The organism is Vibrio sp. EA2 (assembly GCF_033042495.1).
Classification (GTDB): domain Bacteria; phylum Pseudomonadota; class Gammaproteobacteria; order Enterobacterales; family Vibrionaceae; genus Vibrio.
Genome location: NZ_JAWLID010000001.1, coordinates 643,618 through 662,006 on the forward strand (window position 1 = coordinate 643,618; position 18,389 = coordinate 662,006).

Annotated in this window: 15 protein-coding genes; 8 read left to right on the plus strand and 7 right to left on the minus strand. The window is 34.2% G+C overall.

What is annotated here, in order from left to right:
• Window positions 1-61: 61 nt before the first annotated feature.
• Entirely contained in the window at window positions 62-2,176 is a 2,115-nt protein-coding gene (locus RXX31_RS02920) for a hypothetical protein (RefSeq protein ID WP_317587617.1), read from the minus strand.
• 135 nt (window positions 2,177-2,311) lie between these two features.
• Complete coding sequence (locus RXX31_RS02925) at window positions 2,312-5,500, minus strand: hypothetical protein (protein WP_317587618.1); 3,189 nt, start codon at window positions 5,498-5,500, stop codon at window positions 2,312-2,314.
• Window positions 5,501-5,823: 323 nt separating this feature from the next.
• Here RXX31_RS02925 and RXX31_RS02930 point away from each other — a divergent pair, with 323 nt between their 5' ends.
• Window positions 5,824-6,120 carry a hypothetical protein gene (locus tag RXX31_RS02930; protein ID WP_317587619.1) on the plus strand — a complete coding sequence of 99 codons (297 nt, stop codon included), beginning with the start codon at window positions 5,824-5,826 and terminating at the stop codon, window positions 6,118-6,120.
• Between the two features lie 67 nt (window positions 6,121-6,187).
• Here the strand turns inward: RXX31_RS02930 and RXX31_RS02935 are convergent, their stop codons facing one another.
• Window positions 6,188-6,415: a hypothetical protein gene (locus RXX31_RS02935; RefSeq protein WP_317587620.1), complete on the minus strand. Its 228-nt coding sequence runs from the start codon at window positions 6,413-6,415 to the stop codon at window positions 6,188-6,190.
• Window positions 6,416-7,308: 893 nt separating this feature from the next.
• Here RXX31_RS02935 and RXX31_RS02940 point away from each other — a divergent pair.
• The 5 genes from RXX31_RS02940 to RXX31_RS02960 all read left to right on the plus strand — a co-directional run bounded on the left by RXX31_RS02940 (window position 7,309) and on the right by RXX31_RS02960 (window position 11,627).
• Complete coding sequence (locus tag RXX31_RS02940) at window positions 7,309-8,013, plus strand: hypothetical protein (RefSeq protein WP_317587621.1); 705 nt, start codon at window positions 7,309-7,311, stop codon at window positions 8,011-8,013.
• Between the two features lie 60 nt (window positions 8,014-8,073).
• Window positions 8,074-9,210 carry a hypothetical protein gene (locus tag RXX31_RS02945; protein ID WP_317587622.1) on the plus strand — a complete coding sequence of 379 codons (1,137 nt, stop codon included), beginning with the start codon at window positions 8,074-8,076 and terminating at the stop codon, window positions 9,208-9,210.
• Window positions 9,211-9,336: 126 nt separating this feature from the next.
• Entirely contained in the window at window positions 9,337-10,074 is a 738-nt protein-coding gene (locus RXX31_RS02950; RefSeq protein ID WP_317587623.1) for a hypothetical protein, read from the plus strand.
• A complete protein-coding gene (locus RXX31_RS02955; protein ID WP_317587624.1) occupies window positions 10,067-10,783 on the plus strand; it encodes a hypothetical protein in 717 nt (238 codons plus the stop codon). The genes RXX31_RS02950 and RXX31_RS02955 overlap by 8 nt, the downstream gene beginning before the upstream one ends.
• Window positions 10,773-11,627, plus strand: coding sequence for a hypothetical protein (locus tag RXX31_RS02960; RefSeq protein WP_317587625.1), 855 nt, complete (start codon window positions 10,773-10,775; stop codon window positions 11,625-11,627). Before RXX31_RS02955 ends, RXX31_RS02960 begins: the two co-directional genes overlap by 11 nt.
• 134 nt (window positions 11,628-11,761) lie before the next feature.
• Here the strand turns inward: RXX31_RS02960 and RXX31_RS02965 are convergent, their stop codons facing one another.
• The 3 genes from RXX31_RS02965 to RXX31_RS02975 form a co-directional block, all read right to left on the minus strand.
• On the minus strand, window positions 11,762-11,917 hold the full coding sequence (locus tag RXX31_RS02965; protein WP_206626485.1) for a hypothetical protein: 156 nt from the start codon (window positions 11,915-11,917) through the stop codon (window positions 11,762-11,764).
• A 160-nt stretch (window positions 11,918-12,077) separates the two neighbouring features.
• Entirely contained in the window at window positions 12,078-12,824 is a 747-nt protein-coding gene (locus RXX31_RS02970) for a hypothetical protein (protein WP_317587626.1), read from the minus strand.
• 4 nt (window positions 12,825-12,828) lie between these two features.
• A complete protein-coding gene (locus tag RXX31_RS02975; protein WP_317587627.1) occupies window positions 12,829-13,866 on the minus strand; it encodes a hypothetical protein in 1,038 nt (345 codons plus the stop codon).
• A 277-nt stretch (window positions 13,867-14,143) separates the two neighbouring features.
• Here RXX31_RS02975 and RXX31_RS02980 point away from each other — a divergent pair, with 277 nt between their 5' ends.
• Window positions 14,144-16,774 carry a hypothetical protein gene (locus tag RXX31_RS02980; RefSeq protein ID WP_317587628.1) on the plus strand — a complete coding sequence of 877 codons (2,631 nt, stop codon included), beginning with the start codon at window positions 14,144-14,146 and terminating at the stop codon, window positions 16,772-16,774.
• Between the two features lie 37 nt (window positions 16,775-16,811).
• Here RXX31_RS02980 and RXX31_RS02985 read toward each other — a convergent pair whose 3' ends face one another.
• Complete coding sequence (locus tag RXX31_RS02985) at window positions 16,812-17,879, minus strand: hypothetical protein (RefSeq protein ID WP_317587629.1); 1,068 nt, start codon at window positions 17,877-17,879, stop codon at window positions 16,812-16,814.
• A gap of 135 nt (window positions 17,880-18,014) precedes the next feature.
• On the opposite strand from RXX31_RS02985, the gene RXX31_RS02990 reads away from it, so the two are divergent.
• The gene (locus RXX31_RS02990; protein ID WP_317587630.1) at window positions 18,015-18,365 is read left to right on the plus strand and encodes a hypothetical protein; all 351 of its coding nucleotides are present in this window, start codon (window positions 18,015-18,017) and stop codon (window positions 18,363-18,365) included.
• The last annotated feature ends 24 nt before the right edge of the window (window positions 18,366-18,389 follow it).

Consider the following 18,389-nt stretch of genomic DNA (forward strand, 5'->3'; position numbering starts at 1 on the left):
ATTATTTATTACAAGAGAACAAACAAAAAACCTTTCTAAATACAGAAAGGTTTTAATTATTTTATCTTAAAAATCTTCCAAGAACATTGTTGATGTCTTTAACACCTTTATTTACACCTTGCTCGTTCATTTCGATTGATGCTATCGCTTTTGTAAATCTAATCATTTTCGCTATAACGCTCGAAGTAGCGTAGTAAGACGATAAAAAAATCAAGTTTATAAGTATCGTGTATCCAAGCAAGAAAAGGAACGGTTTCACAATAGATAATCCCAAGCTATCTTTCTGCATAGCTTCTAACCCCAACGCTGTTAGATTGTCATACCAGATCGCTGTAAAGAATGAAGTTAGCATTAAAGATATTGTTAATGACATAATCATTACAGGTATCAGCTTCAAATCAAGAAATGATATGAAGAGCTGTGACGGTTCGTCTTTCTTAAATATAAATGCATACACTGCACCAATCAAACCGACGATTTTCAAAAACACTTGAACTAAAATTTGCACAATTTTCGAGAATACGACTATCGGTATGAACAAGAACGATATGAAGATTGTATATAGCAAGCCGTTACTTGTTGATCTCAGTTTTGTACCAACTTTCATCATCGCTTTATCGCCAATGTCTTTGCCACGACTGAAAATGTAATTACCAGCCGTATACCCTGCAATCCACATTACACCAATTGATTTGTAGTTATCTTGTATTGATTTAAGTGGTTGTGCGTCAATCTCAAAACCTTCTTTTGTATAACGTCCAAAAAGCGTTTTCGGATCTCTCAACACTCTTAGAATTTGCATACTTGTGTCTTCGGCCATCGCGTCAGAAGTGTAGATTTTGCGTAAGTTTTGATTCAATCTGTCGTAGTATCCATTAAGAGATGAGATGTTTGAACCTGCCTGATACTCATTTTGTAGTTCGTTGCCAAATGTTTGATCAACGATATAAGGATTCGAGTAGTTAATCTCAGAGAGTAATGCCGCCAATTCATTCTGCATCAGATCTTCATCAATCCCTGAACTAACAAGAGCGTTAGCAAGTTCAAACGTGTTGAATAGAGCTATATCTTTTTCTACACGCTTGTTTAAGTCCTTGGAGATAGCATCACTCACATTTTTCATCATCGCGCTATTTATAGCGACAAGAGCTGAATCAATCTCAGCGTTTGTCATCTCAGAGCTTTTTAAGACAAAGCGATCACCGTTCCACTCTCTGCAATAGGACTTCAAATCTGTTTTGCTCAGTGAATCGATGTTTAGGTCTTCACATAACTCAGCATCGTAGTTTTTCGCTACTTCAATGAATTCAGGAGCGTATTGATTCACCAATGTGCCTATGGCACTTGTAGATTCAACACCGTCTACAAAGCCGCAATCGTAATCCTTAGAACTGATAACGCGACTACATTTTTTAACTGCATAGTTCAAAGGTGAACGTCCACCGCGCTCTAAAAAGTTCATTCCTTTCGCTTCTGTTTCTTTCTCGCTTAAACAGCTCATCTCTTTTGAGTCTTTAAACGTTAAATCGTTTGGATAATCGAAGAAAGACATTTGGTTTTGAACATACTTCAAAGAACAAAATTCAGAGTTAACTATGCCATAACCTAATTTTTGCACTGCTTGTGCTGTCTCTTTTATGTTTGAATCAATCAGCGGCTGTTTAGCAGTTTCAGATCTTGCTTGGACAACGTTATTCATTGCCAAGAAATTAGTGATTTGATTGTCAGTATTTTCAAAAAGCTTGTTTGTTAAGAACGGCAACGTGCCTGTATTCGAGCCAATTGCTGTAATTAACGCTAAAACAGCGTAACCAATGACATTTGAAGAAACGTCCATGTTTTCATCAAACGCAAGTTTTCTCATCGTTTTGTATAGCAGAAATAGACCAAAAATTGCTGCTGTAATGGTTGAAGCTACTTGCACAACAGGATAAATCAAACTCAAAATTGATTTGTACAGAGTTTTTTTCGTCTCTAAATTCTTATCACCAAGTTCATTATTCTCTGATATTTCGTCTATACATTCTCCATTGGATTTTATCTGTGTCATTAAATCACGATTATCTGACACTGAAATACAATCTGAAACTTTATATTCTAACGTTTGATTTTCAGCAAATGTGACATTAAACGAAAATATAAAGAACAGCATTGCTAATAAATTAAATTTCTTCACAATTCTCTCCTATTTTTAATTTTATTATATTTCCGTTATATCATTGATTTAATATAATTCAATTTATATACATTTAATTTTTCTCAAAAAGAAAAGACACCTTTTCAGATGTCTTTTAATTATTGCAATATATGCTTATTTATTATCTTTATTTACAGAATGCCTTTCTTTTGTTGCAAGGATTTTTTTAGCACCATTTTTAAGATTTTCTGCGATTGGTTTTTGCTGATGTCCAAAAGTCGTTGTTTTCGCGTTTTGGACTGTGCGCGTTGCTCTATCATAAAGATTGAACATTGCAGCTTGATTAGCAAACGTAATTTCACCAGTGTCAGTGTTCATGTGATTCGAAGTTAGTCTGAATATCTCTCTCGACGAACCTTCTACTTTCTGCAAACCAGCGAACAAACAGAACCAGATATAAGCAAGATTAACAATTTGATGCACCAAACCTGTAATGATTACAGAAAATGGATTTGTACTATTCGTGTTCATCGCACTGCTAACCAAATCATAGATCGCACCAGAGATTACAGGCGTTGTTAACGTGTAGAATAAGAAAAGTATCATTAGCGGGAAGAAGATAATCTGAAAACCTGCTTCACTTATAAGAGCTTTTGTCTTTTCAAAATATTGTCTCGCACGTCCGAACACTACACTGATAAACATTTGAACAGCTTCTACGACTATCGTGACTAAAGTTAGCGCAGCTAAGGGGATAAACGAACGATGAGTGTAAACAAGAATCAGAAGCCCGACATATATACCGATATTGCTTGCAATCGTATTCGCTACAATTAAAACTAATGAGATGATGAATACAACCATCGCTGCATTGCTCACCAAGTCTTTGACACCATTAACTATGTCACAGCCACCTTCTACTGCTTCTTCTGCAGCTTGCATCGCCTTGCCGTTCCCTGTTTTAAACTTACCCTTTGCTGACAATTTCGCAACGTTCTTAAATTTACAAATTGAACCTGCTAACTCAGCTACGACTACTGTACTGCCAGATATAGTTGCTAACTTAATTGCCTTTGTCTTGTACGAGTATGATAATTGCGTTGGTGACATCTGACAGTGGCCATTCGCATCTCTGATCTTACAATCACCCATCGAGAAGATATCATTGATCATGTCGTTAACACCGAATCGCTCCATCAATGACTTATCTGATACAACGTTAGGCGTTCTCGCAGAATAAGCGTTACTTAATAGCATTGAAGCGTCATACTTTTTAAGCTCGTTTTGCTTATCAAATAACTCTATACCGTCAACGTCACTGATATCGATACCGACCGCTGGATAAGGGTAAAACGTCTGCGGTTCGTTTGTGTTCCACGAATGAGTAGTAATCGTGTATAAATCTACTTCGCTATTCAATACCTGGTTAAGTCCAGCACGTTTATCAATTTGCTTGTTCTTAAAGTCAGTAACAGACTGAAACGTTGGCTTGATACTGTTAAGCATTTCAACGATAAGCTCTTCGTCCATAGCTTCAGCGTTCGCCATAGCCCATTTGTACCCTGCTGTGTCTATCGCATTGAAAAGAGTTTGAACAGCAAGCTTGCGGTCAACAACTTCTCTATACAGTTCAATTGTTCTATCAGGATCGCCCACAGCTTTAATAGAAAACCTTTTGTCCTTGTTCTTCTCTATATCAACTGAACTGTAATTGAACTCGAAACCGTCTAAATCAAAACCAGAAGCTATATTAGGTTTGTATCTATCGTTGTCCTTGCTTAGATCAAGTCTGTTAAACTCATCAGCTCTTTGCTGTCTAAACATGAAATCTTTTCTGTCACTTTTCTTCGCAGCGTGATATTCAAGATTCAAACGCGCTGTTTCTCTCATAAAACGTTCAAAAGCTTGAAAGCCCGTGATTTGCTCATAAGTTGCGTCAATTTCACCGTGTTCATAACCGCCTAAGATAGCCATCTTGTATGCTTCTATGGTTAAGTTAGACAGATTCAAACGTTCTTCGACACTGAAACTATCTTCAAACACCATAGCTTGCGCAAAGTCTTTTTCGAATTGCTCTACAAGTCTCTGATAACTTTCAGTGCTTTTGATGTTTTTACGATTCGGATCAGCTTGCTTCACTGCTGCTAATGCTTGCATCAACGAACCATCATTGCGCATATTCATGTTTGAACCAGCTTCAACAACCTTAGCGATAGTCTTTTCTGCGTTACCAAGGCTAATGTCGAACAATCCCTTGGCATCTTCATACACTGACGTTTCATCAGACATGTCTTCTTTATAGATACCTTGAAAGAAATTCGTCATAACATTAGGGAAGTCTGACTTAATCGTTGTGTCAGCTATCTCATAACCGAAATTCAATCTGTTGCAGTAGTTGTTTTGAGTTTCGCCCCCGTATTTGATAACGATCTCATCTGGTATCTTGTTTACAAAGTTAAAACCGTTCGTGAAGTTCCATTCGCTTGATGTGTAAACGTCTGCTTTATAAGTTGAAAAACATTCATATGCATATCTGAAATACTCTTCTGCGGATAAATCTTGATCACTATTGTAAAACACACCATTATCTTCAAATTCAGTGCTTGTTCCGAACCATTTGTTCAACGCCTTTCTTTCAAAGATTTCACGTTCCAAAATTGATTTGTGTAAAGCATTTGACAAAACTTGATTGTTTTTGTCTTTTGCATCACTAACAAGAGTTTCTAAATAACCGTCTTTGTAAACAGCTAACTCATCTTCTACGTTATGGAAATTTAAAGCGATTGCGTTATTGATTAGAGCTATATAAAGGAGCAGCTTTGCTCTTACAAATGACCAACTCAATAAAGCAATAAATGTTGAGCCAACCAAGATGAATATGACAGGTCTTGGCACTCCTTTCTCTTCATTTTCACTCATGTATACGAATGTTTGAATGATACATATCAGAGCTACAATCATTGCGAAAAATCCGACAATCAAATCTAAGCCTATGCCCCAATCAAATGTTGATTCTCTGAACGCAACTCTTTGCTGATTTGGATCATTACCATAGGATTCAAACATAGAGCTGTTTTCATCATATTCATCTTTAGTGATCAGCCAATTCCACGCCACTATCGTATAGTCATACTCTTCTAAATATGAAGAACAAGGTGGTAAGTAATTCGCGTTAGTTCGATTACCACTCAAGCGTGAAAATTCTTTTGGGGATTCACAATCGATCCCTTCTTGTTTATCACTGAATAAACTGCTAACTGCATAATCACTATCTGCATAAACATTACTTGAAAATGTTAAAACAGTTAGACATATTACAATTGCGACATTTATTTTTTCTGTAATTCCTTTTATAAATGACATTTGTCTCTCCTTAATTGTTATATTAAATATTTAACATTTTATATAAATTAGTCAATTTAGAGCATTAGAGACGTTCGAATATTACTTAAATTAAAGGAAATATAATTTACTAATTATTGAAATAAAAACCGCCATTTACAGACTGAAAAATTAAGTATTATAATATTTATTTTATTTTTAATTTTTTGGAGACGAATCAGTACAGGAAAGATAACTTTTTTATCATGATTTCAATTGCAAATTTCGTCATCTATAAATTATGATTGAGTCAAAAAATGATATGCATTATAATGTTGAGATTATTATTTTTATGGAAGAGTTGTATGAGCATTTTATCTATCGAACAAAAGCTACGTTTGAGTGAACTTCGACTTTTAAAAGAGAGTGAATCTTTCGTTCTTGTTCGCCTAATCGATGAGACAGAACAAAGAGAAAAAGATGTGAGTGATAGTTACTATGTTAGTGATGAATCCGATATGGAAGATGATATTTTAAAAGCAAAACTTTTTGACTTAGAAGAGCAAGCCTATGCTTTTAAATCTGATCAAAATGTCAAAGCAATTCCAGTTAAAGTTTTAGCTCTTTACGAGATGGAAAAGACGAAAGATGAATCGAGATAAGCACACTCATTTACTTTTAAGTTTGTGTTAGTTTTCCATTGCAAGGATACACAGACTTTTTTCAATCTTATAGAAGAAGAGAGTTGTTCTTTTTTCGATCAACAACCGAAAGTTTTTTTGTGAAAAGTTTTCGAGATTTTGGTTTAACTTTTTGATCAACTTTTTCAAATCTAACTCGATTTTTTATTTCAACTTTTTCGATCAACTGCCCTTCTCTTTTTCGATAATTTTCTTGCCGATCTATGACACACTTTGATGTAATATTTTTCAAACCCAATCGTTCTACTTTTTTCAACTTTCTATCGATGTTTTAGATCAACTTTTATAATCACAATTGATGAAGAGAGTTATCCTTCTTTTCGATCAACAACCGAACATTTTTTGAATAAAAGTTTTCGAGATTTTGGTTTAACTTTTTGATCAACTTTTTCAAACCTAACTCGATTTTTTATTTCAACTTTTTCGATCAACTGCCCTTCTCTTTTTCAATAAAATTCTTGCCGATCTATGACACACTTTTTACTACAAAAATCACGAACAAAAAACACACTTTTCTGTCATAGTTTTTGAACCAAAATTTACTACTTTTTTCATTCCATTTTTGTCCTACTTTTCAGCACTGATTTTAAACAAAAAATCTCTGTTTATTTTTCAATTTTAATTTCATTTTTTATAACTATTTTCGTCGCGTTTTTATCGATAATTCATCCCTATGGCTTATGTGAATTTCTCACGCGATATCTATTTCGGGACTTTCAGAAATTAGCAATGTCGCAGACATTGCCTTTAATCTTTTTGCGATAGAACAAACGTCATCTGTTGTGCAATTTCGATATCGAAAACCATTCATTTATTGATACTAAATTGATGTCGTTTTTCATCTCTAACATTAGGTAAATTATACTCACGACACTTTTCAACGAGTATAGTTTTCTATTAGAAAAAAAGTTACTCAGTACATTTTGAAACTTTAAAATCCAAACTTCAATTATATAGCTATGTGGGCTTTGCAAGACGAGTTGTATTTACTCTACTCACCCTTCAAGTGAGTAATCATAAAAACAAAAAATGGATTCTCTTCGAGCAATCCAACTCCTGCCAGTCGTAGTACACATTTGACTAAATCAAATGTGATGGTAAATAGGTATATATGCACTGGTATAAATATTTAAATTAAGGAGAGATACAATGAGCATAAATAGCACTAATGAAAATACACATCATAATACATATAGAGTAACAGAAGAGCATCATAGAAATGAAAATTCTGTTATAGAAAATAGAACTGAAACAGTTCAAGAACAAGTTCAAAAATCAGAACAAAATGATGAGAGAAAATTAAAAGCACAAGCGATTAAAAATGAAGTAAAAAAACTGCAAGAACTGAGCACTGATTTTATCAACATTTCGAATCAAAAAAATGAAGCTGAAATTGTCTTAAAACAGATACAAGATTTGACCAAAAAAATCACACCTTTATTAAGAGCTTTTAGCGATACAAACTCACCTAACTTTGATGAAGATGAAATAGTTTTAAAAGGAATCGAAATCATCATTCTGAATGAAAATGATTTAATAAAATCGAAATGGAATGAACACGTTAAAGAATCAAAAAACAATAACGTAAAACCAAAAACTTTAATCACAAACTTCATCGAAAAATTAGAAAGCTATTCAACTGAAATCAGCAATATAGGTGAACAAAATTTTAAACAAGAAAAATCACAACTTATCGATCAGTTTTACGAGATTTTAAATGAACGCTTTCTTGATGAAAACGTATCACTGGAAGACACCATTGATGCACTAAGTTCACTTGCCGTTTTGACACCAAAACAGATTATCAAAAAGAACAAAGTCGTTAAGAAAACAGCAACCAAAAAACAGAAATAAAAATAATAAACAAACGTGGCGAAGGACTCGCCCGTTTTCAAAAAAATTAAGGAAGAAATTATGAGCAATGACAATACCGAAGTTATTCAAAACTTCATCGACCAAACACAACAAACCGAGAAACAAAAGTTCAAGTTTTCGTTCTCGTACAACGATGAACTTATGAGTTTCATTTCAAGAATAAAAGAAGATACAAATGGAGCATTTAAAACCACAGGATTGATAAACAAACTGATAAGAAATGAACCGATCACTATTTACAACTCAGAGCACTTAGATCAGGAAATTGTCAAAACAATTAACAAAGGTTCTACTGTTAAGCGATTCAGCCAAAACGCTTCACAGATTAAACTTCACTTTTTAGCGGCAAAAGAATTTCATGGCAAGTCAAAAGACGTTGATCTTGATCTAAAAGCTATGTCGTTAATCGAGTTCAATTCATTCATAACTGACTTAGTAAACAAGAAGAATTTCGTTTCGATTTTTAACAGATACAACAACCAATCTTTTATAGATGTGTTGCTTGATAAAATCAGATTATGTTTAAGTTATTACGACACAGATGTCATGAAAGGTTTAACGCTTGTGCCAATTACAAGCGAAGAAAAAAACAACTATTTGCGTGAACTAAATCAGATCAAAAAAGCTGGCAACTTCACCAAGCGAACTTGCTGTTTTGTGTATGACGTTGAGAAGCTAAATGAAGTGAAAAGAATCTCTCAATTCTCTCGACATCGTTTATCAAAAAACAAACGTATGGCAACCGTCTATGAACAACTGGATGAGATGGTAAACGCTATGGACAGCATCAATGACGAAGAGAAAAGAGAAGTGCTTAATACTCTCAAACTGTTGAAGCTTGGCTATGAGCAAAACAACATCAATCCGTCCAACCCTTTGTCAGCTTATGAGCCTGTTGAGAAGACCAACACAGAGATTGTGATCTGGTTACTTGAAAACATGACTTTGCAAAAACAAAGTATCGACAAAAGCAACAAAACAGATATTGAAGAGATGAACAAACTACTTTCTGAAATCAACAAGATTGTTAAAGACTGTAATTTGTTTTGTAATGAAAACTCAAACGAAAATGAAATTAATAAATTTCGATTAAGAACAATTATCAAAGTGTGTTTGCAGTTTAAAAAACTTGTTGAGTTTTTAGCAAAAAGAATCGACAACAGACATTTAAATTAACAACCAAAAGATAAGTAGTGATACTTATCTTTTTCTTTATCCCTTTACTATCACTGTTCCTTTTGTTGACTCAAGTTTTTAATGTTATACAATTTTAAATATATAAAAGTTTTAAGGAAGTAAGTTATGTCAATAAAAAATGATTTTCAAACATTGATCGATGATGCAATGGCAAAGTTTCGAATCGAACGATTCATTGCAATTCGTATTGATAATGAATTTATAGTTTCTGGATTCATTTCAAATCCAGAAGAACTTGAAGAAATAATCAAACCATCAGGATTATTGTTTCTTGATGAGTTCGATATAAAAGATGAACTTGCATATTATTTGTATAAAAGAGTTTATGAACCACTTTATTTTAAAGAATATCAAAAAGATTTGTTCAAACTTTGCGAAGTGATTAAAACAAAAAGTGGCGTTTTTCATCTTCCAGCTTCAATCAAAAATGAGATTGAAGAGATGGCAAACATCATTGAGCCACTTTCATCTGAACAGTTCGTTGATTTTATGGTTCAGAATCACACAGAGCTTTGCCGCAAGGCAATTGAGCATTACGAGAAGAGTTCAGATCCTTACTCTGCACTATTGTTCTTAACGAAAGTGAATCTATTGGACAAAGACGCAGTAAGTCTTTGCCCTACTGACTCAGCTTACTTACAGCAGTTCGTCAAAGCGCATTACGACATAACGACTGAACAAGAGTTAGAAGCTTGGGAATCCGAGCGCGGCTTTTTCATTAGTAACGGTGGTGATTTCATACCAGTGCTCAAAACACACGGTAAAAGCTACGTTGCTTTAAAGAAGCACAACATTTTAAACCATAACAAAAACAACATAGAAAAGGAGTTTCTATATGTATAACAGAGATATAAAGATGCTGGCGCATCTAAACACAATGGATCAAACGTTCAAGCAGATAAGCTTTGCTTTTCTCAATGATAGAACGCTTGATGATTTTCACAACCGTATTCGTTTCGATCTGTATGAGCTTAAAGAATTTTATGCTCAAACACTGATCGACGTATTGACAGTTAAAGCGTATTTAGAAGCTGATGGTAAAGATTCTTACATAACCCCAATAAAAGCAGATATACAGTTGCTTCACACATTCGCAAACCATTGTTTCAAATGGATCGATGCTGTTGAACAACTTATGAACATTGAGAATGACGTTCTTAAAAAGAACAATTGGAAATTGCCACTGTCGAAATCTGATTTAATCACTGTCGATAGAAAGGCTACTACCCCTTTTAGCTTTGTAGAGCATTACGCTCACCTATCTTATCTCGATAAAGAAAAGGCTGTGTTTTTTCATCTTGCGATGGACAACGGCATCATACTGAACAAGCTAAAACAAGTGATTGTCGTATGTCATAACGAAATCACTAACTATATGGATTACCTGTCAGTTGCAGCTCAAAAGTCTTGCTTATCGCACGTTCAAGAAAACAAAAATAACAAACAAGCAAACTTAGAGATTGGCTACTACTTATACCGCGAAATCATAGATTTTGACGACATTCATATCGAGCCTGAAATATCATTAAAGGTGGTGAAAAATGCAAGCTAACATACTGACTTTTAGACAAAAAACACCTTTACAGAAGCGCGTTGAAGAAATCGAATATGATTTTGAGTGGCTGATGGACATTTACAACTACCGTGAGTATCTAATACCAGCTTTTGAAGAAGATACGCAGCTTGTTTTCGCACACGCAGCTTATCACATACAGTTTATCAATGACTTAGTTAAACTGTGTATCGAGAACATCTTTCTGCCAATAGCTTATACAAGCGATATCACCCCAACTAACGACATTAGCGAAGAGATGGAAGATCTGGTTGAAGAAGCGTGGTATGTGTTCAAGTGTATCAAGCATATCTATTTCATTATGCGCAAATATTCTCAAATCGTTTCTGACATTGAGTTCGATAAAGTGCCTTGGGCTTTTCATGAAGAAGTAAGACAGATTGATGAGATTAAATTCTACGATAGAAAAATCGAAGAGAAGTTGTGGTTCTGTCTTTTGAGTGATTGGAAAGTTGTGAAACACATGAAACGCAAGGAAAGTGATAAGCGCGGTTTGTACTATTTGAATCGTGGCTATGAAGGGAATTATGACGTTGAAGTGTATATTTTCCGATTGATGATGTTGTTGAAAAAAGTATCAAAAACCGTTGGACATTGTAACTTAACGGCTCATGATGTTGATCAAGTCGGAAATGTGTATGATAAAATTTCTGTTCAAAAAGCACATAAGATTCAAGATCTGTCAATGACAATACGTGATTCTATTATCAGAGATAATCAAGAAGTGCAGTATGAAAAAGTTCTTGATCTGTATTATGTAGCAATGGAATATGAAAAATCTGCTATTGTAAACTTTACAAAAATAACGAATAGCGATAAATAAAGAAAAAACACCCTAACTTTCGATTAGAGTGTTTTTAATACTTCTGAATATTCACTGATAACTCTCCGTTTAAAATATACAACTACTCTACAAGCATTTCACTTGCGAATTTGTTTTACTTCAACAGAAGTTTTTTACCAGAAAATACCAGTTTGTGTCCACATATAAGCGCCATAGACCATCGCCCAAGCGAAGATTGCTGGAACTAAACCCATGCTGCCACACATCATGCGAATGTGTGATACAATAAATGCACTAATTCCAGTTAATATATCATGAATTAACCACATAATCATTTCCTCTCATTTTTAATTTAATTTGTTTATTTATAACCTTGTTTAGATATAACTCAATTCTTGTTTATATTTTATCAGGACCATTTATTAAAATCAACTTTTTTAATTATTGTCAATCAAAAATATATCTATTTACTTTATTTTTGGTAAGGCTTTAATGAAAAGCCTTCCAAGATATAAACTTGTCGAAACTTTTTATTTCTGTTTCATCTTCAAGTTTAATTTTCACTAAATCTTTTTTAGTATCAATTTCAATTCCAAACTTTGAATTATTCAATTTGTTTACCACATTTTTAAGACCAACCATTCGTTTTTGATCTAATCGAGTGTAATCCGAGCTGCTTAATCCTATCTCATTAACAACCGCAGAAGCTTTTTTGTCAGTCGAATTCGAAATTAGTAAAACCGATTTTCTAATAACTTCAATCAGCATCTCTTCTTCGCTAACAACTTTTTGTTCGACAGACATCTCAGGGCAACCGTCCAAAACCCACTCAATGAGATGTACTACAAAGCGACTTTTGTTTGCTGTCAACATATTCAGCTTAACTGTGTCAGAAAAAAAACCTTCAAAGCCATCAGGAATTTTAACTGTATATCTTAGTTTATTCCCATTTGCCATTGATAAAGATGTTGGTGCAAACACTGTTTCTGATTCTTGTCCAATTTTTATCATTGCGCTTATCGCATCTTGGATTGTCTCTTCACTGTGCAGGTCAGAAGCTATGATTCTGTTTAACAAACTTTTTGGAAGATTTAGAGACATAAATTTTGAATTTTCTTTGCTTGTTGTTTCTTTTTGCGATAGCACGACTGATTCTTTTATTTCAGTAGCAACTACTGCATTATCAAGTTTTAAATCATCGCCTAAAATACTTAAATCAATGTTTCTACGTGCCATTTTCCTATCTCCCTTTCGTCATTAGTTCGTATTTATTTGCTGTGTAACCACCTAAGACACTTTTGATAAAGTCTGTCATGAACTCTTGAAACTCAGGATGTTTCTCAATTGTCTTAACTCGACCAATGCTGTGTCCTTGCGCTTTCGCTTCTTCTCGCGTTGTTAGATAGCTCAGACCGCGTTTTTTCAGTTCGTTGAACTTAACACAAGGTAAAATCAGAAAATCGATTTTGATACCAAACTCTTCTTCAAGCTTTTTCAGTTCAGCAACAGTCTCGCGTGGATCGCTAACACTCATCGCACCTTGATAATTTTTTGAGTAGATGTATGTGTAAGTAAAGCCAATCTGTTCTTTTAGTGCATTAAACTTGTCAGTTGGAATCTTCTCAACGTCATAACCTTGTGCTGTTAGAAAACGCTTAGTATACGCAATCTCTTCAAGTGCCATATCACGAATCGAATCAAGAGCGTTGTTCTTAGAGTCTAAGTCGTTTGCAAGCTCGACGGTGATAAACCCGTTTAAGCTATCTCTCGCAATTTGATCAGTTTCAATCTGATCAACACCACCTGCAATATCATAAATCAGGTAATCGACTTTTTGGATTTCACCATCTCTCTCTAAATAAAATGTGTTTTCTAAATCTTCTTCGGTAATCTCTAAACCTTTTGCTTTTGCATGTTCAAGTAATCTTTCATCAGCTAAAAGCTCTGCTGCGATTTCTCTGTTTATTTTGCTTGTAGATTTTTTCCATGCGTCTTTTATAGCAATGCTTTTGAAGTAAACACCATTTGGAAATTGTGTTTTACAATATTCTTCGGTGAATAATCTTTTCGCGCCTTCATTTACATCTGCTGTAACGTACACAATATTTAGTTTCTCACCTAATCTTGCCAAGCCGTGAACTAAACTTGTTGCGCTTGTTGTTTTTGCGCAACCGCCCTTTTTACTACGAACTATCAAAGTTGTTGTTGAATCATTTTTAACTTCCAAATCATTAACTTCTTTTTTAGTTAACAATTTTATTGATTTATTATTTGTCATGTCTAATTCCTTTCTTAATGTTTTAGATAATTATTTCTTATCTATATAATTTTAGATTACAAGGACCTTGATTTTTGTCAATAGTATTTTTTGCAAAAATTGCAAAAATTCATAAACGCTTAATTTATCACTTTAAATTACACTAAATATTTTTTATTTTGCATACAGAAAATTTAAAAATATAGAAATTAACAAATATTAAATTCTCGATTTTTGCAAATGATTTTAAAAATGATATACATAATATTAGATATTAAATTTTTAGGAGAAAAATACTATGTTTTCAAAAGTGTATACAAATAGTGGGTGGGCTGTTGAGCCATTTGCAAAACACATTAAATACTTAAGAAAAAAAGATCCAAACGTTGAAGCTTCAGTGTTTGTAAGTAATATAGCAGAATTAGAACATTATAATGATGTCATTCGCTATCGTGAAAACAAACTAACAAATAGTGAAAAAGATGAACTTTATGCGAAATACGCGAGAGAAGCCTTAGATCATTGGCAAAAAAGGTTTGCTGGCGCAAGAAAATGGTCAAAGATGGACGAAAATAATGAGTGTCACGAACTTACATCAAGAACTGTTACTAAATCATCAACAGTTGGTGGAAAAAGCGTAAGCAAGACAGAAGCTATTCCTTACTTACCTGTTCGTTTTGGCACTCATCGCTTAGATGATATTGAAACAGAGCGTATACGCGATACTGCTTACAACAACTACAAAAATCTGTCAGAACAAGACAAAGTAAAAATGAACGTATTTAATGAAGAAGAGTATGCCCGTTGGATGATCACAGACTTTCTGATTTTGTGGACAAAAGAGTTTGAAAAAGAATTTCATAATGCCTGTAAAGCAGAACAGAAAAAGAAGACAAAGAAGCATAAAATTAAAACTAAGATATCTGATGTTGAGCTGCCTATGAATATTCATATCAGTCCAGACTGGAAAATGGGAGCACATATTCATTACATCGCACCACCGTTCGATCCTACGACTGGACTATTCTCTTCACCGAGAAATTACGTGGATATCTACAGAAAGGTAAGTGTGAAGTTAGAGAAAAAATACAGCTATAAAAGCAAGAGTAAAAGACTGTATAAGTTTATTGAAGAAGGCGTAGCTATCGGTGCTGTTAAACAAATCTCTAACGACCTTAAAGAAGAAGCAGTGTTAGATATTATGAATAAACCTTCTCTTCTTAACTTAGATAAAATTTTTAAGAACTACATTAAGAACAATGGTTACGACTGCGACATCGATGATCAGCTTCAAGTCGATAAGTTCTTTGAAGAATTAGACAAAAACGAAGAAGCAAAAGCAGTGTTTGAAGAGGCGTTGAAAAGCGAAGCAGAAGCTGTTTACGAATCTCGTAAAGAAGAAGTATCACGAATCGTGAGTAAAGCTTTAAACAACAACATTGTTGACTATGACAAGCTACAAGAAGAGCTGAAAGAAAAAGGCGTTGAAATCGACTTTGGCTTTGATCACGAAAAAGACACTAACAGTCATTTTGATAAGAAAAAGGATGTTGAGCACATCTTTGAATTCACTGACATGAAAACAGGCATCAAATTTAACAACGCAAGCTTTAAGGGTGATGCTCGAAGTAAAGTTAAGCGTTTTGCAAGTTCGTACAACGAGCGTAATCAGCTTCAACATGAAATCAATAAGACGTTCAAGACCAAGCAAGAGCGTTTACCGTATGATGTTGACAATATACAAGTTGTACTTGCGCACAATATGCGTATGACCAAAGCGGCTATGAATCATGAGCTGTCTCTTGCGCCATATTCTAAAGAGGAAGCGATTAAGATAAAAAGGAAGTATTTCGAAACTTACATGCAGATGTGTTTAGAAAGTGGCATCTTAGTTAACTTGAACAAGCAAGGCAATTTGACGTATCACAAGATTAACAAGAACCGCAAAAAGCTTCACAGCGAAAATACAGATTGGTTCGAAGCTGGTAAAGCACAAGCGGATTATAGCGCGTTTAAATATAAATCGAGCTGGTTTAGTGAAGACTTGCGCGGCAAAGATATTAAAGAGCTGTTTGAGCTTGATGATGAGACGATTATCAGACTGAATTTGACTTGGGTTATGGATGCGTTCCCTGCGAGATTTATGCAGTACAAAGTTGCATTTATGAGTAACAATAAGAACATTCTTGATAAGATGAATCAAAACGCTGATGCTAAGTCGTTTTTGCTATTGTCGATACAGAAAAACTATGACTATCGTAAACTTGAACAACGTAGTACGTATGATGGCGGTTATTACATTTACAGCATTAGGAATGAACAACCGACTGTTTACTTTAAGCCATCTGCTGATTCTTCTTTTGATGTTCTGTTCCAACCATTTCAAGCAAGAAGCGCAGCGTTAGATACGTGGGCGCATACTCAAAAAGAAGTGTTGGAGAATCTTGATAATGCTGACTACGGAACGTCATTTTACGCTAAGGATGGAAAAGTCTGTGATTTTCTAAGGACTATGTACGTTGAACGTGCCTTCTGCCCTAACCAAGACATGCGATCACGTATCGAAGTTCGAAATGGATTTGATGAGCGTACAGTTGAGTTTATGAATAAGAAGTTCGACACCATGCTTGAAAAAGCCGAAGCGTCAATTGATAAAGCGATAAACACGCCTAACAAAAATTCGTTTAACTTCACGAATCTTCATGGTGCGTTTGTGTTGAGTAATGATGAGTTTCAAGGTGCGTTCAAAGAACGTTATGAAGAATTCTTGAATCGCTCAATTGTTAAACTTGAAAAAGCTGGTTTTACGGATTTAACGATGAACGGAATTATCTTAGAAGATTATGTTCGCAAGAATGAAAAGAGAATCGAAAGCTTACGTGAAAGTAAAACTTCAACACTCAGTTCAAACAACAAACCAAAGCTTTAAACCAGAAATTGAAAGAACCTCGATTGAGGTTCTTTTTTTAATGTTTTCCTTCGCGCATATTTGAAGCAATTATCACATCTAAGTCGTGTTGTACGCCCTTAATATAATAATCACACAAGATTCTTGAATACAGCTCGATTAAATCTCTACGAGCGTTAGCGTTGCCGATGTATTGCGCTAAATCATCGTTTATCTTATTGAAGAAGTTGTTTATCGCATTAGCAATTAAGATCTTGTTCGTGTCATACGCTGAAATGCGCGGATTGGTATAGTCGTAGATCAGCACATCCAGACCATCAAGCTCTTGATACAGTGCTTTTGTCAGAAACTCAGCCGCAGGTCTACCAAGAATTGTTTTACAGCGCATAGCTTTAAACTGTTCAACTACTTCTTGAACATCGTGTAGTGGCTTGATGTGTTGCCCTGAAACCCCATACATAAACGCTTCTTTAAAATGCGTGAACGTGGGTAATTCGCTTGTTCTAAACGCTTTTTTATATTTTTTGTTTATGTGTAACACTAAGCTTTGAATAGTTGATTCGCTTAGATTTACAGCGTCCCCACTTTTGACGAACTTCTTGTCTTTTTTCACAACTGCATAGTAGTTGCTGATCAGTCCTTTGTTCTTTGTTTCGAACTGCAAAATCAAATCAATTGCATAATCTAAGTCGTTTTTCAATTCATCTAAAAGTCTGTTGTTCAGAGCTTTTGTCTCTTCTATCTCTTTGATAAGTAATTCATCGACTTTCAACCTGAACATTGAATTCACTGGAAGGTTTCGGATCTTGCCACTACTTGCCGAAAACTTGATTAAACCATTTACAACACTTGATTCAATTGAACCAGATTCTGTTTGTTCAAGCTCGATTGGTTCACCGTTTGTAAAGACAATCTCTTGTCCTGCAATTGCTTCAAGATTTTTAAGTGCTGATTTTAGCTTTTTGTCAAAATCCAAAGAACCCTTATGTTTTTCAAGCTGTTTTGGTAATTTGATCATGTAGATTTTGTCGTTTGCTTCTTTAAATTCACAACCTTTGAACTGAATACTCAACCTTTTTTCTGACTCTATTTTTTGATTTAATTCGAACAATGTTAATTTCTTCATTTTTATTCCTTAAAAATTATATTTATTATTACTTTATCTATACCATTTATTCTTATATGTTCAACCAATTTTTTGAATTAGTTATATATCATGATATATTTTTAATTAGATAAACAATTTAAGGAATGAACTATTATGAGACTATTAGTAAAAATCATTGAACGAAAAGAAGTAAAAGCTGAAATTGAAAAGCTTAACGAAAAATTGAAAGATAAAGAATTTGCTGAACTATTCAATAAAGAATTGGAAGAAAGAAGAATTTCGAAAGAAGATTTCAAGCGACATTTCAATACTAACGGCTGGATGTTATCAGTAGCAGATGATAAATACTATTCAAAGCTAATGATAGAATCTGGCGCGACAAAAGAGTTTTGTGATCTCTTGTGGTTACAACATATAACAAACAGAATTGAGTATTTTCAAAAAAACAAGATAAAACAAGACAGAAAAACAAATGACGTATTAACTCAGTTCATTAAAAATTAAACACTCCATCGCGGAGTGTTTTCT